The organism is Streptococcus sp. HMSC077D04 (assembly GCF_001808785.1).
In the GTDB taxonomy this organism is placed as follows: Bacteria; Bacillota; Bacilli; order Lactobacillales; family Streptococcaceae; genus Streptococcus; species Streptococcus mitis_BX.
Window position 1 is genome coordinate 269,859 of sequence record NZ_KV794536.1, and the last position, 14,255, is coordinate 284,113.

Here is a 14,255-nt window from a genome sequence, read left to right on the forward strand (position 1 = left end):
TTCCTAGTTTGCTCTTTGATTTTCATTGAGTAGCAATCCTGTCTTCCATGGCAGGATTTTTCTATGCCAAAAAAGCAAGTCACTTGACCTGCTTCTGCTTTACTCTTCTTGTGCTAATGCTTTAAAATCTTTGTCTAGGATGGGTTGTACTTCTAATTGATTGGCATCTAGTTGGTGGTAAGATGCTGATGGTAGAGACTCTAAGAATTTTGCATAGTCCAAGCGGGCAATTGCTTCATAGTCTTCTGGTTTTGAGCCGTCTCCTGATATTTTTACTAGATCAATTTCCCAGACAAGCTCTTTTCCTACCAACTGCTCAACATAAGGCGCTGGAATCACAGGTTCTTTTGGCAAAATAGTCTTTACGCCCTGAGCTAGGTGGTAGATACCATGAACCTTACCTTCTCCATCTGGATAAAATTTAGCGCTGGCAGGATATGCATCAGACCCTTGAACTTTTTTGACTAATGCTTCAAAACGTGACAAACCATCTTCTTTTAAGAAGCTTTCTAAATCCTTCTTGTCAAAGTAAACAGGTGATAGAATTCCTTGGCAGAAGCCCAAACGAGCACCCTTATCCGCCAAATAAGTTTTAACAGTTTCTTGGAAATAGTTTTCCAAGTCAAAGTCTGCCAATCCTTCAACTTCTTCACCAACCTTGCTAGATAAGGCTTGCAAGAGAGCTTCTACAATCTCCCAGTCAGCTCTGGTAATCAAGTCAGGAATGATTACTTGATAGCCTTTTTGAGAGTCTAGGTAGCGAACTTTAAAGAGAAACTGAGATCTGCCCACGATTCCGCACTCAATATACTCGAGACGATTAAGAGGCTGACGGAGATAGACAGCATCATAGCTATGTGACTCCAAACCATCTACCAAGGCCAAGATCGACTTGGCAGTCAAAATTTCCTGTTCTCCTAAAATGCTCTGTTTATTTGGAATAAAAAATGTTTTCGTCATAACTGGACTCCTTTGAAATCGTTTACATATAGTATACCCTATTTTCCTGAAAGATACAGAAACAAACTTTAGATTTTTTAGTAAAAAGCATAGAAAAACAGCCCCTAAGGACTGTTTAATCTTATACAGTAGCTGCTTGATCCAAGCTTTCACCGATAGCGGCTAGGCGCTCGACAACTTCAGCTTGTGTCAATTCATGTTCTGAAACATAGCGGTTACGTGGGTGAACACGGCACTCGTGTGAGCATCCACGAAGGTACTTGTCTTCATTTTCTTCTGATGTCAAGATACGACGGTTACAGAATGGATTTCCACAGTTGACATAACGTTCACATGGTGTTCCATCAAACCAGTCTTTCCCTACGATAGTTGGGTTGACATGGTTGACATCTACGGCAATACGCTCGTCAAAGACGTACATTTTCCCATCCCAAAGCTCACCTTGAACTTCTGGGTCTTTACCGTAAGTAGCGATTCCTCCGTGCAATTGGCCTACATCTTTGTAGCCTTCACGCACCATCCAGCCTGAGAATTTCTCACAGCGAACGCCACCTGTACAGTAAACCACGACGCGCTTGTCCATGAATTTTTCCTTGTTATCACGAACCCACTGTGGCAACTCACGGAAGTTGCGGATATCTGGGCGGATAGCCCCACGGAAATGTCCTAGGTCATACTCATAATCGTTACGTGTGTCAAGGACAACCGTATCTTCGTCAAGAAGAGCTTCTTTGAACTCTTTTGGAGACAAGTAAGCACCTGTTGTTTCAAGTGGGTTGATGTCGTTGTCAAAGTCGTTGTCTTCCAAACCAAGGTGGACAATTTCTTTCTTGTAGCGAACAAACATCTTCTTGAAGGCCTGTTCATTTTCTTCGTCAATCTTGAACCAGAGGTCTTCCATGCCTGGGAGGCTGTGAACGTAGTCCATGTATTTTTGAGTTGTTTCGTAGTCACCTGAAACTGTTCCGTTAATTCCTTCGTCAGCGACTAGGATACGACCTTTAAGGCCGATTGATTTACAGAAATCCAAGTGGTCTGCAGCAAATTGCTCTGCATTTTCAATTGGAGTGTAAAGGTAGTAAAGTAAGACACGAATATCTTTTGCCATAAGATTTGTTCTCTTTTCTATTCTTAAATTTTCAGAATTTTTCATCTAACTATACTAGTATACCTGCTTGAGAAAGCGAATGCAATTTATTTGACTGGAAATTGTAGAAAAGTGCTTATCCCTGCACTTCATCAGTAACCATAGCGAATAGCAGATAATTCTCTCAATTTTTTTATTTGCTCGGCTTGATTTTCTGACAAAATCAACTTATTATCAATCAACACACGTGAGATATCAACATTCATTTGACTCAATATAAAAGGAGTAGAAGTCCCATCGTCCTTCAATCTTCTTTGATAAATAACTAATTGATTTTTCAAGGGAGTCAATTGAGGCGTATCCTTTATATCTTCCAATAGATGATTTATGATAGTCATGGCTTCACAACGCCTTTCGCTTCCTCCTGCAAACCATTTTAATGGTGTCATTCTTATTTTCCTCCTTAAATTGAAAAGCTATCATTCTTACTCTCGAACTAATATTTTACCCAAACACCCTATATAAAAAAGTCAGCAAAAATGGTAATGTCGCGAAAATATTATTAATCACATGCACCGCATAGGAAGGATAAATGCTCTTGGTATAGCGGGTCAAACTAGCAAAGATGATGCCAGATGTTGCAAAGACGAAGATATCTAACAAACTAGGCAGGCTTGAAAAATGAGGAAGAGCAAATAAAATGGACGGAAGAAGCAAATCAAGGCCAAATCTAGAATGCTTAAAGAAGGCGTGTTGCAGTAATCCTCTATAGATCAGCTCTTCCATAAGTGGAGTCAGAAAGAACAGGGTTATATAGATACCTAGCTCAGCAAAGTTGGTCCCACTATAACCGATCAATACGGCCCAACCTTCAGCAGTTGACTGAACATGTTTAGCTGTCTGAACGTTAAAAGAGATCTGGAGCACTACCACTAATACTGTCAAAATCGAATACCAAAGCCATTTTTTTCTCGGAATGCGAAAGAGATAACCATGGTCTGTCTTAACCAGAATCCAAATCATGACTCCGCTAAATAGCAAACTCAAGATATTTTGAATCCAGAAGAAATTGCCAATCTGGGAAGAAAATTGCCAATAATTTTGGACAATAAGCGTCAGCTGAGAAAGACCAAATACAAAAAATAGGTAAGAGAAAACTGCACTTATTTTGAGTAAAAGCTGATACTTCTTCATGTGAACCCTCCTTTCTAAAATCGGAACATCTCTAATATAAGCTATATTTTCCTAAATCTTTACTCCAAATCCTAAATGTTACTTGAGATTTCCTGAGTAGTTAAATAGTGATAAAAAAACATGGATATCCTATGCTCTCATTTCAAAAAATCACTGCCTTCCCCAGACAAACCTGAGGAAAACAGTGATCACATTTTTAGGAATTAGGAATGAATACACGAAATCAATTGATTTTATGATTTTTTGTTTTTCAAGAATTCATCATATTGTTTTTGCATTTCGTTCAATACTTTTTCGTAGGCACCTTCAGATTTCAATTTTTCCATCAATTCTGGAATAGCTTTGTCTGGGTCTACAGTACCAGTGTTGATAGCTGTATCGAATTGTTGCATTGTGTTAGAGATTGCTGAGATTTCAGATTTCACATTGTCAGTGTTAAAGATGAATCCAAGCGCTGGAGATTCTTTAGCTTCTGCCAATTGTTTCTTAGAATCTGCAATTTGTTGATCTGTAACGTTTTCGTTGATGTAAAGGATCCAGTTGTTACCAGTGTTCCATCCACCCATGTGAGTGTTTCCTTTGTAGCCATCAAGTACTTTAACACGGTTTTCTTTTCCTTCAATTTTCTCCCAGTTCTTGCCTTCTGGACCGTAAACAAGACCGTTCAAGAGTTCTGCGTTAGTGTTCAAGAGATTCAACACTTCCATTGATTTTTCTTTGTTCTTAGAGTTGTTTGAGATGACAAAGTTAGCAACTTGTGTTGTTTGGTTTTTCTTGATGAAGTTAGTGATTGGTTTGATTTGGATATCTTTATTCGCAACACGTGAAAGCAAGCTGTTACCGTAGTCAGCTGGTCCTACTGTTTCTTCACGAACGAACCAAGTATCTTGTTGAAGGTCAAATGAAGTATCGCTTGTTGCTACGTCTTTTGGAATGTATCCAGCTTCATAGAATTTGTGAAGAGTCTTCAAGTGTTCTTTGAAGCGAGGTACTTCGTAACGGTTTACGATCTTAGTAGTGTCCCCTTCAAGGTCGATAACGAATGGAAGTCCATTTGGAACTGGGTAGTCAAAGTTATCAGATGGGATGAAGTTCTTAGTAACCGCAAATGGCACTACATCTGGAGCTTTTTCTTTGATTTGTTTCAAGACTGGTTCAAGTGTTTCATATGAAGTGACACCTGAAATATCGATACCGTATTTAGCAAGAAGAGTTCCGTTGAAGGCGAAGTTTTGAGATGATGCAACGTTGGCTGCAACTGGAACTGCGTAAATTTTACCGTTAATGCTGTTACCTTTGATGTAAGCTGGGTCAAGTGCTTTATAAAGCTCTGCCCCTTCTTTCTTATACAAGTCAGTCAAGTCAGCATAGGCACCTTTTTGAGCATTTACAACATAGTTAGATGCAAAGGCGATATCGTAGTTTTCACCAGATGATGTGATAACTGACATTTTCTTATCATAGTCACCCCATCCAAGATATTGGATATCCAATTTAGCACCAACTTTTTCTCCGATGATTTTGTTAGCATTTTCTAGCAATTCATCCAAGTTATCTGGTTTATCCCCGATTTGGTACATTTTGATAACAGTTTTTTCACCTGAAGCTGAGTCAGCAGCTTTCTTGTTACCTGAAAGGTTTCCACAAGCAGCGAGACCAGCAGCCAAAGCGACTACGCTAGCAGATGCAAAAGCATATTTTTTCCAGTTTTTCATGACAAAAACTCCTTTTTTTATTTTTAAACTTATAAACAATGTAATGATCTTAACTTCACGCAAGGGAAGTTTGGAAATGAGAAATGTTCTTTCTCAATAAGTACTATTCTTTCACGCCACCGATAGTCAAACCTTTTACAAAGTAGCGTTGGAAGAATGGATACAAAATCGCGATTGGAAGGGTTGCAACCACAACCATGGCCATACGTCCGGTTTCTTTCGGTAGAGCAACTCCCAGTTGACCAGATAGGCCGACTGCTTTGGCGATGTAGTCCATATTTTGTTGGATTTGCATGAGTAAATACTGCAATGGATACAAGTTGTCACTCTTGATGTAAAGAAGGGCGTTGAACCAGTCGTTCCAGAAACCAAGTGCTGTTAAAAGTGTGATTGTCGCAATACCTGGTAGTGACAATGGCAAACAGATTTGGAAGAAGATCCGGGCTTCACTGGCACCATCGATACGAGCGGATTCGAGAATGGCTTCTGGAATGGTCTTCTTGAAGAAGGAACGCATCAAGATAATGTTAAATGGTGAGAGAAGCATTGGAACAATCAAGGCCCAAACTGTATCACCAAGTTGAAGTAAACGAGTTACCACGATATAACCTGGTACCAAACCAGCGTTGAACAACATACTAAGAAGGGCGAAAATCGTAAAGAATCTGCGATACTTAAAGGTTGTCCGTGAAATGGCGTAGGCATAGGTTGTTGTGATAAAAACGTTTGTGATAGTCCCCACCACTGTTACAAAGACTGAGATGAAGAGGGCTTGTAGGATTTTATCCTTAAACTGTGCCAAGAACTCAAAACCGTCTAATCCAAATTGAGATGGGAAGAAACTATATCCATTTTGGAGGATACTTTTTTCATCTGTCACAGAGATAACAATGACAAATATGAAAGGCAAAATACAAGAGAGGGCAATCAAACCAGAAATGGTGCTAAAGAAGATATCCGCTTTCTTACTGAAGGAGTGAATGCCGACATTATCAATTTTTTCTTTTTTAATTTTCTTTTCTGCCATATTCTCCTCCTTTCTAGAACAAAGCTGAGTTTGGATCAACTCGTCTTGCAAGTAAGTTTGATAGGATAACCAGAATCAAGCCAACAACTGATTGGTAGAGACCTGCCGCTGAAGCCATCCCGATATCCGCTGTCTGAGTCAAACCGTTATAAACATATACGTCCAAGACGTTGGTTACGTTATAAAGCTGACCAGCATTGTGGGGAATTTGGTAGAAAAGACCGAAGTCAGCGCGGAAGATATTTCCGACTGCAAGGATGGTCAATACAGTTACGAGCGGCGCCAACTGAGGAATGGTTACATTGCGAATCCGTTGCCATTTGCTGGCTCCGTCCACTGTTGCTGCTTCATAGTAAGTTGGATCAATTCCCATAATCGTCGCATAGTACATGACACTGCTATATCCAAAACCTTTCCAAATACCTAGGAAAAGTAGGAGATAAGGCCAAATACCCAAGTCAGCGTAGAAATTGATTTCCTTCATCCCAATAGATTCTAGGAAATGGTTGAACACACCTTTATCAATGTTTAGGAAGGCATCTGTAAAGAAACTGATGATAACCCAAGACAAGAAGTAAGGGAACAACATGGAAGTTTGGAAGATCTTAACCATTCTCTTAGAACGGAGTTCACTGAGGATGATGGCAATCCCTACTGATACAATCAAGCCAATGAAGATAAAGCCGAGATTGTAGAGGACAGTATTTCGTGTGATAATAAAGGCGTCTTTTGAACTAAATAAGAATCTGAAATTATCGAGTCCGACCCATTTACTATTCACGATACTATCTATAAATCCATTACTGGTCATATGGTAGTCTTTAAAGGCAACCACGTTCCCAAATACTGGAATGTAGAAGAATAGAATCAACCAGAGTGCCCCTGGCAAAACCATCAAGAGAAAGATCCAATTGTCTCTCAAGGTTTTTGAAAACTTATTCATAATTTCCTCCCTTTTTTATTTTGATATCCATCTAAAAATTCTTTTTTAGATTTTTGATAACGATTACATTATTAGTATACTCCTATTTGAAGGTTAGGTTAAACTACTAATTATAGAAAAAACTCCACAAATTATTTTATGTGGAGTACTTTTGAATAAAGGGATGTTTCACGAGAAACACTCTGAGTAAGGCACGGTGTTCTTGTTTTTAAGTTGTATAAATGGTTGAAGCTGTCGCAATAGTATGCCACTGGTTGGCTGTTGTGGCTGCGAAGTCCTTGTCTGCGTAGAAGTCTGTAAATGGCAGAATTTCCACTTCTAACTCATCGATGCGGTCAATCTGACCAGCCAGATAAGCTTCGATACGGCTTTCTGCTCGCTTAATGCGTTGCAAGAGTCCACCCATGCGGATATCGACCGCATCCAAGCCAAAGACCTTGTTTTCTTTCAGCCATTGGTGGCTAAAGAGGGCATGGAAGTCTTCAATTTGGCTTCTGAGTTCTGGTAATTCTTGCCTTGCGATTTCTTGCAGACTTCCTTTATCATCTGCTTGGTAAGCCTGACGAATGCGTCGTCCCACATCGACTTTGCTACTTAAAATGGCATTCAACTGAGCCTGCGTTTCAAAGAGGTAGGCATAGTTGCCAGCTTTTTCTTTAATGTTAGCAAGCGTCTCAGCAGCCTGAGCGAAGTGCGGTTTGTCCTGTTCAGGTGTCATGTGTCGGTCAAGGATTGGACAGAGAACATCCTGATAAAAGACATAGCGGTTGGGATTGATCCCGCTGAGATTGCCTGGTAGATCTGGTAAGAGGTTAGCAAGGTCAATCTGCATAAATTCCTCAACTGATAGGCCTGTATTGGTCTGAAAATGAGCAGACAAACGGTCTAGGTCATTGCGGTAGCTGAGTTCTGCCCAGATTTGCAAGCTTGGTAGGACAGCGAATTGGGCAGTTTCACCACCATTGTCCCCCCAACCCGTCACGATGACTTCTTTGATATCATTGGCACGACAGGCCTTGTTCGCTTCAAGAGCGATAAGACGGCTGAAATGGTTATTGGGTGTGAAACCAATCCACTTCCAAGCTCCCCCTGCAAAGGCAAGGTCATGGCTAATATTGTGATGGTTGCGGAAGTTGCGATTGTATTTTTCCTCGCTATCCTGATAATAGTCCCAGTAAACCAAGGTCACTCGGTCTTTGAGATGGTCTAGGTAGACACGAGTTTCTTCTGGAATTTCCACATCACGGTCGTACTGACCATCTGCTGACATGAGTTTAAAGAACATATCGCTCCACATCTGGCAGTGGAAACCATATTTGTCAGCAATATCCAGCACGCGCTCCAAGTGTTGGCACATGAGGAGACTACGATCCACAACACCGTTCAGAATCAAGTAGCGTCCCAAACCAACCAAGTGGGCTTCGTCCATCCCGATATTGACCTTGCGAGTTTGTAGTTTAGATAGAGTAGCAAACATGCCATCAATCAGGTCATAAACCTTTTCTTCGCCGATAAGAAGGATATCCTCCACATCACGGAGTTCCTGCACTTCCTTGACACCCCATTTAACGAAGGCTGACAAGTGAGCCAAGGTCTGGATACATGGCACAAAGGTCATATCAAACTGCTGGGCATAAGCTTCGATTTCCTGCAACTCCTCTGCTGAATAAGCACCGCGGAAATAGCCAAAGTAAGGCTGCCCTTCAATCTGGTAAGTGTCTTCCATGTAGAGCTCAAAGGTTGAGTAGCCCATGAGAGCCAAGACCTCAACCATCTGCTTGGCAGAAGCCACATTCAGCACCGCATTTCTCGAACAGTCTGCCATGTAGGCTAAATCTTCATAAGCTGCTTGTTCTTCTATCTCTACTTTATCACCTTCTGCTAGAGCTGTTACCAACAAGGACAAGGCACGATAAAATTGGTGAGATTTGCGATAAGTTAGTTGATAATGGCCACCCTCACCCTTGATAGAGATAGAGGCTTGGTCAGACTGAGCGACAGCTACTTCCACATCTGGTAGAGAAATGTGCTTTTGAAGCAACTCTATAGCTTGATGTTGTTTGGGACTAAGTCCTGTAAATCTTACCATTGATTTTCCTCCTGTAACCAGTTGACAAGGGCACCATAGAGATTGGCATCTGCATGATAGGTACAAGCTTGGATAAGAGGTGCGACCGTGTATTCTTCGTAGGCATCGATAAAGTCTTCAACAGCCTTCTTGACACCTTGGATAAAATCTGGATTTTGACTGATAGAGCCTCCCAGACTGATGACATCTGGGTCGATGAGATATTGGATATTGAGCAAGCCTTGCGCCAGATTACGGTTCATGCGCTCAATGGCTTCTTGGCAAAGGGTATTTCCTGCTTCGGCCTCTTGGTAAATCTTGCGACCGTCCCAGTCAGTCTGACCAGATTTTTCAATCACGTAGCGCACCATATTTCCAGTTGACGCTAGTTGCGACCAGTTGTTGAGCTTTTCAGCAGGGGCAAGGGTTGTCATGTAGCCAAATTCTCCACCCAGACCGTGACGACCTCTATGAAGTCTACCATTGATAATCATGGCACCGCCAATCCCTGTTCCAATCACGACACAGGCTGCATTTTCAAGTTCTGGATGAGCTAGTAATTCACTGAGTCCAACGCAGTTGGCATCATTTTCTAGATGGACAGGAATCTGATAAGAGCTAAGCGCCTCATACCAAGAAAATCCGTGGATGTAGGGCACAGCACTGAAGCCATCAATCACACCTGTCTCTTGATTGACCGCACCTGGAACGCTCATAGCAATCCCGCTATAATCCTGCTCTGACAAGCGCTGGTCTAACCAAGCTAGTAAATCCTCCAAACTTTCAGGCGTTTGAATGCTTGCCTTATCTAGTATTTTCCCATCAGGAGTCAGACTGGCAAACTTAATTCCAGTCCCTCCGATATCAATCGTTGCAATGGTCATTGTTTTTACCATAAAAAGGGGCGAATCAGCAGTTAGTCCTTACTTTTTCGCCCCTCCTTTCTCTTTATGTTTACTTTTTGAAATTAAATTTCTTCTTTTTTGATGAATTCTGTACGAATCTCTTGTGGTGAAATGAGGCCTCTATGAACTGGGTATGGTCGTTCAAGTAGGTCAAGGAAGAGATGTTGGCTTTCCGGTACACGTACATTTTCACTACACATATTGTAGTAACGAAGAACATAGCCCTCCTCATTTTCAGCTACCTTAAAGGCTGTTGGACAGATTTGTGGTATGCTGAGAACAGAATGGCTCAAGAGGCTACCAGTCGCTGCCACGCTTCCTTCTTGTTTAGCAAGCTGAAGGCTGGTAAACGGTGTCTGCAAGGCTTTAGCACGACGATAGGCTGAGAAGCGTTCTTGGGCTTGGTGGCATTCAAGCGCAAACTCGACTTCAAACTCACGCAAGCATTGAGCTTCTGGTGTTGGGAAGTAGCCCCAGTCACCCAACTCACCTGATGCACGCAGAATAGTCACGGCAATGGTGTCGTCCCCAAGGATTTCGTATTCATTCAATCCCTTGTTGGATACAGTCACCCCTTTTTCATCGTCATACAGACTAACAAAGGCTTGTTGGTGTTGAGGATTTTCAGGATTTTCCCATGAAGCAGCTGGTTTGTTTGGTCGTGTCACCACCTCATAGATACTTTCAGAATCATTGCTTGGACGCGTGTTATGAGTCTTGACCAAGAGACGGATACGGTGGTCTTTAGCAGTGTTGGTAAAGCGAGTCTTGCAACGGATTTGTGGATTGTCAACAAAGATAGTCATCTCAGTTTCAAGAGGAATAGTTATCAACTCTTCAGAGCGTCCAGCTTCACGCTTCATAAACTCGATGATACCTTTTTGCTCTTCTTCTAGCTTTTCATCCGCACTGACAGGCACGGTCAATTCATGTTTGAGCAAAATCTTAGCGTAGCGAGCTGTGTTTTCCAAGACCTCGTAGCCCTTAAGCTCTGCATAGATTGGCTCTGTTCCTTTTGGTTGGAAATAGATATACTCGTTTCCGATGTCACCACGGTCTTCAAAGCGGATAAAATCTTCATAGGCTTCGTGAGTTGTCTTGTCATAAACTGTGATATTGTCATCCACACTTACCGTTACAAATGGCGTATCAATCACTCCGTTTTGGTAAATACCGTCGCGGTGTTCTTGCTCTCCTTCCAGTAATTGGAATGTTGTCCAAGAAAGTGGCGCTAGGTGAACTGGAATGGTCACGCGCACTTGTCGAGCGATACGAGCTTGGCGGAACTTATCTTTTGGTAAATCGTACTCAAAATTAGCTCCGAGATCTTCGATTTTAGCCTCTACAGGACGACCATCCAAGTCCTCCACACGGTAACTTGGCAAGGTAAGAGCAGCCATCTTCTTGTAGCCTTCTGTTGGGTGCAATTCCTTGAAATCACAAGTCGCCACATCAATCACTGTGCTGACAGTATCGACCTTATCATGCAAGCCTGTGTTAATAACAGTAAAGAGATAATCGCTTTGAGCCTTAGACGTAGCAATTTTACCCTTCCACTCATTAAGAAGATTGCTCTTAACAAAGGTTCCTACTTGGTTGACCTTGGCAAAACGTGTCTCCATCTCACGGTGAACTTCGTCCACGCTACAGCCACAGATACTATCATGTGGTGCATTCTGCAAAAGAGTTTTCCAAGCATAGGTCAACTGGCCCTTGTGGTTGTGCCCTCCAGTGATAATAGTCAAGGGTTCTACAACTTGCTCTAGGAGGTTGCTATTTTCTTGGAAGGATTGTTTGAGATAAATACGAGATGAAGAAGTGTTGGCAAGTGTGTACCAGCCGTCTGTTTCCTGACTGGTCAACTCACCTGTAACCGTTGATAATTGCTCTGGTAGGGCACTTTCCACGGCTTGGACATATTCATCAAAAGAACTATGAACAAAGGTTACATCTGGGAAGAGTTCATTTGCCACACGAATGGCTTCACTCAGATTTTTCTGTACAGGCTGGTGATCACATCCGTTCATCATCAACCACTGGTTGGTCGAAGCATAGTCACGAACGTCTGCCAATTTTTGTTTCCAGAAGGTCAAGGCCTCGTCTTTATCAACTGGAATTTCATTCCCATTACTATACCAGTTGGCAAAGAGAATCCCGAGAACACGACTTCCGTCCGCACCCTGCCAGTACATTTCTGAAAACTGGGAAGTAAACTGCTCATCTTCGAGAACTTGGTTGTCAAATCCAATCGGTTTCACACCACGACCAAAAGCGGCCACATGAATGCCTGATTTTTGAAGAATTTGAGGAGCTTGTCCCATATTTCCAAAAGTATCTGGGAAGTAACCAATCTGAGTGGATTTGCCCCATTTTGCAGCTTCTTGCTGACCAATCAAGGTATTGCGGACATTGGCTTCACTTGAAATCAAGTAGTCATCTTGCAAGATGTAAAAAGGACCAATTTTAAGTTTGCCTTCGTCGATGTATCGTTGGACTTTGTCGCGATTTTCAGGGCGAATTTGCAAGTAGTCATCAAGGACAATGGTTTGACCATCCAAGTGGAAGCTCTTGAACTCAGGGTCATTTTCAAAGAGATCAAAGAGATTGTCAAATAATTCCACCAACTGCATACGGTGGCTTTCAAAAGGCAAGTACCACTCACGATCCCAGTGACTATGTGAGATAATATGTACGACAACATTTTCCATGAAGTAAAACCTCATTCTAAATTTAAATTTTTATTGTTAACGTTTTTGGATGTAAGATTTGTGATTCTTTCCAAGAATCAGTGAAGCGAAGGCGAGCTCCTTATACTCAATGAAAATCAAAGAGCAAACTAGGAAGCTAGCCGCAGGCTGCTCAAAACAAAGCTTTGAGGTTGCAGATAAAGCTGACGTGGTTTGAAGAGATTTTCGAAGAGTATTAGCGAATATCCAAGTAATCCAAGACCAACTCACAGAACATCATGTTGGCCCAAGAGAACCATTCACGAGAATAAAGAGTTGGGTCATCTACGTGGAAGCTTTCATGCATAACACCAGTACCACCATCGCAAGCAACCAGCTGATCCAGTAAGAATTTCTTCTCTGCTTTATCTGTCGTTGTCAAGCCTTGGATAGACAGAGCGATTGGCCAGATATAGCGATAGAAGGTATGAGAACTTCCGAGACCGCTAGCGTATTCTCCTTGGTAGAAATATGGATTTTCAGGGCTCAAAATGGTACGACGAGTTGCTTGATACACTTCATCATCGACCGAACAGTAACCCAGATAAGGTGCAGCCAGCAGACTTGGTACGTTTGGATCATCCATAATGCTAGCATTTCCCAAACCATCCACTTCAAAGGCATAAATCTTTTCGCCCTTGCTGTTGCTTGTGTAGGCGTAGTTTTCAATTCCTTCTTGGATTTCATCCTGAAGACGCTTAGCATCAGCAATAACACTCTCGCTATCAGCTAGATTCAATTCTGCAAAGATTTCTTGGACATACCCCAAGACTACTACAGCAAACATATTTGACGGTATCAAGTAGCTATACTGGCAACAGTCATCACTCGGACGAAAAGCTGACCAGGTCATGCCTGTCACTGCAAAATCAGGGCCAAAGCCATCATTTACCAAGGTATCTTCCTTGCGGTCCGTATCTCGGACAAAACGATAAGGAGAGTTCTTGTGGTCTTGTTCCACCGTCCAAAGATGGAGAATTTCCTTAGTCGCTGCGACAAAAGTCTCATCAAACTGACTAGTTTCGCCAGTCTCTTTCCAGAGGAGATAAGCCAACTGCAAAGGATAGCAAAGCGAGTCCACCTCATACTTACGTTCCCAAATCCAGCCATTAAGGTCTGTGTGGTCGGTCTCGTGGTGCCCCTTCCAGTTTTCCTCAATGTTGAAGGAGTTGGCATAAGGATCCTTGAGCACCAAGGTCATCTGACGTTTGACTAAACCTGCAATGGTCTGACGCAGGAGGGCATCTCTTTTAGCCACATGCAGGTAGGGTCTGAGTTGGGCTGTCGAATCCCGAAGCCACATAGCAGGAATATCTCCTGTGAGCACAAAGGTTGAACCATCTTCTAGGATTTCAACCGTATTGTCCAAGGTGTCTGTATAGCAACGCTCGAAAACATCCACCCACTCTGGATGGTCCTTAGCCCTCTCTGCCACTTCATCTAGCCATTCTCTAACAATTTCTTTCGAATAAATCATCGTGCAGTATCCTCTTTCAAACAAGTTTCATTTTCAGTATATAGCTTTTGAGACAGAAAATACATACACAAATGATAGTCATTTTTCTACAAAATAGTTATCTTTGAAGCTCCTTTTCTAAAGGCTATCTTTTTCTGATATAATGTAGAAAAA

At 42.0% G+C, this 14,255-nt stretch carries 11 protein-coding genes; all 11 read right to left on the reverse strand.

Going from position 1 to position 14,255, the window contains the following annotated elements; translation table 11 throughout:
• Nucleotides 1–99 precede the first annotated feature (99 nt).
• Entirely contained in the window at nt 100–960 is an 861-nt protein-coding gene (locus HMPREF2701_RS06225) for a DUF4299 family protein (RefSeq protein WP_049488638.1), read from the reverse strand.
• A gap of 121 nt (nt 961–1,081) precedes the next feature.
• Nucleotides 1,082–2,068: an oxygen-dependent tRNA uridine(34) hydroxylase TrhO gene (locus tag HMPREF2701_RS06230; RefSeq protein ID WP_061589655.1), complete on the reverse strand. Its 987-nt coding sequence runs from the start codon at nt 2,066–2,068 to the stop codon at nt 1,082–1,084.
• A 131-nt stretch (nt 2,069–2,199) separates the two neighbouring features.
• Complete coding sequence (locus HMPREF2701_RS06235) at nt 2,200–2,496, reverse strand: bacteriocin immunity protein (protein WP_049488636.1); 297 nt, start codon at nt 2,494–2,496, stop codon at nt 2,200–2,202.
• Nucleotides 2,497–2,551: 55 nt separating this feature from the next.
• The gene (locus HMPREF2701_RS06240; protein ID WP_049488634.1) at nt 2,552–3,241 is read right to left on the reverse strand and encodes a CPBP family intramembrane glutamic endopeptidase; all 690 of its coding nucleotides are present in this window, start codon (nt 3,239–3,241) and stop codon (nt 2,552–2,554) included.
• A 233-nt stretch (nt 3,242–3,474) separates the two neighbouring features.
• Nucleotides 3,475–4,956, reverse strand: a complete 1,482-nt coding sequence (locus tag HMPREF2701_RS06245) for an ABC transporter substrate-binding protein (RefSeq protein WP_049488632.1) — start codon at nt 4,954–4,956, stop codon at nt 3,475–3,477.
• Nucleotides 4,957–5,059: 103 nt separating this feature from the next.
• A complete protein-coding gene (locus HMPREF2701_RS06250; RefSeq protein ID WP_000818349.1) occupies nt 5,060–5,983 on the reverse strand; it encodes a carbohydrate ABC transporter permease in 924 nt (307 codons plus the stop codon).
• A 13-nt stretch (nt 5,984–5,996) separates the two neighbouring features.
• Nucleotides 5,997–6,926 (reverse strand): ABC transporter permease, encoded by a 930-nt coding sequence (locus HMPREF2701_RS06255; RefSeq protein ID WP_070482489.1) that lies wholly within the window; start codon nt 6,924–6,926, stop codon nt 5,997–5,999.
• A gap of 208 nt (nt 6,927–7,134) precedes the next feature.
• Nucleotides 7,135–9,015 (reverse strand): beta-N-acetylhexosaminidase, encoded by a 1,881-nt coding sequence (locus HMPREF2701_RS06260; protein ID WP_070482491.1) that lies wholly within the window; start codon nt 9,013–9,015, stop codon nt 7,135–7,137.
• Nucleotides 9,009–9,878, reverse strand: a complete 870-nt coding sequence (locus HMPREF2701_RS06265; protein WP_061589657.1) for an ROK family protein — start codon at nt 9,876–9,878, stop codon at nt 9,009–9,011. The genes HMPREF2701_RS06260 and HMPREF2701_RS06265 overlap by 7 nt, the downstream gene beginning before the upstream one ends.
• Before the next feature lie 83 nt (nt 9,879–9,961).
• Nucleotides 9,962–12,607, reverse strand: a complete 2,646-nt coding sequence (locus tag HMPREF2701_RS06270) for an alpha-mannosidase (protein ID WP_070482493.1) — start codon at nt 12,605–12,607, stop codon at nt 9,962–9,964.
• Between the two features lie 214 nt (nt 12,608–12,821).
• Nucleotides 12,822–14,102, reverse strand: coding sequence for a glycoside hydrolase family 125 protein (locus HMPREF2701_RS06275; protein ID WP_070482495.1), 1,281 nt, complete (start codon nt 14,100–14,102; stop codon nt 12,822–12,824).
• Between the last annotated feature and the right edge of the window lie 153 nt (nt 14,103–14,255).

Coding starts and splice junctions, on each gene's coding strand:
- HMPREF2701_RS06225 (WP_049488638.1), bottom strand. CDS start 960: ATGACGAAAACATTTTTTATTCCAAATAAACAGAGCATTTTAGGAGAA.
- HMPREF2701_RS06230 (WP_061589655.1), bottom strand. CDS start 2,068: ATGGCAAAAGATATTCGTGTCTTACTTTACTACCTTTACACTCCAATT.
- HMPREF2701_RS06235 (WP_049488636.1), bottom strand. CDS start 2,496: ATGACACCATTAAAATGGTTTGCAGGAGGAAGCGAAAGGCGTTGTGAA.
- HMPREF2701_RS06240 (WP_049488634.1), bottom strand. CDS start 3,241: ATGAAGAAGTATCAGCTTTTACTCAAAATAAGTGCAGTTTTCTCTTAC.
- HMPREF2701_RS06245 (WP_049488632.1), bottom strand. CDS start 4,956: ATGAAAAACTGGAAAAAATATGCTTTTGCATCTGCTAGCGTAGTCGCT.
- HMPREF2701_RS06250 (WP_000818349.1), bottom strand. CDS start 5,983: ATGGCAGAAAAGAAAATTAAAAAAGAAAAAATTGATAATGTCGGCATT.
- HMPREF2701_RS06255 (WP_070482489.1), bottom strand. CDS start 6,926: ATGAATAAGTTTTCAAAAACCTTGAGAGACAATTGGATCTTTCTCTTG.
- HMPREF2701_RS06260 (WP_070482491.1), bottom strand. CDS start 9,015: ATGGTAAGATTTACAGGACTTAGTCCCAAACAACATCAAGCTATAGAG.
- HMPREF2701_RS06265 (WP_061589657.1), bottom strand. CDS start 9,878: ATGACCATTGCAACGATTGATATCGGAGGGACTGGAATTAAGTTTGCC.
- HMPREF2701_RS06270 (WP_070482493.1), bottom strand. CDS start 12,607: ATGGAAAATGTTGTCGTACATATTATCTCACATAGTCACTGGGATCGT.
- HMPREF2701_RS06275 (WP_070482495.1), bottom strand. CDS start 14,102: ATGATTTATTCGAAAGAAATTGTTAGAGAATGGCTAGATGAAGTGGCA.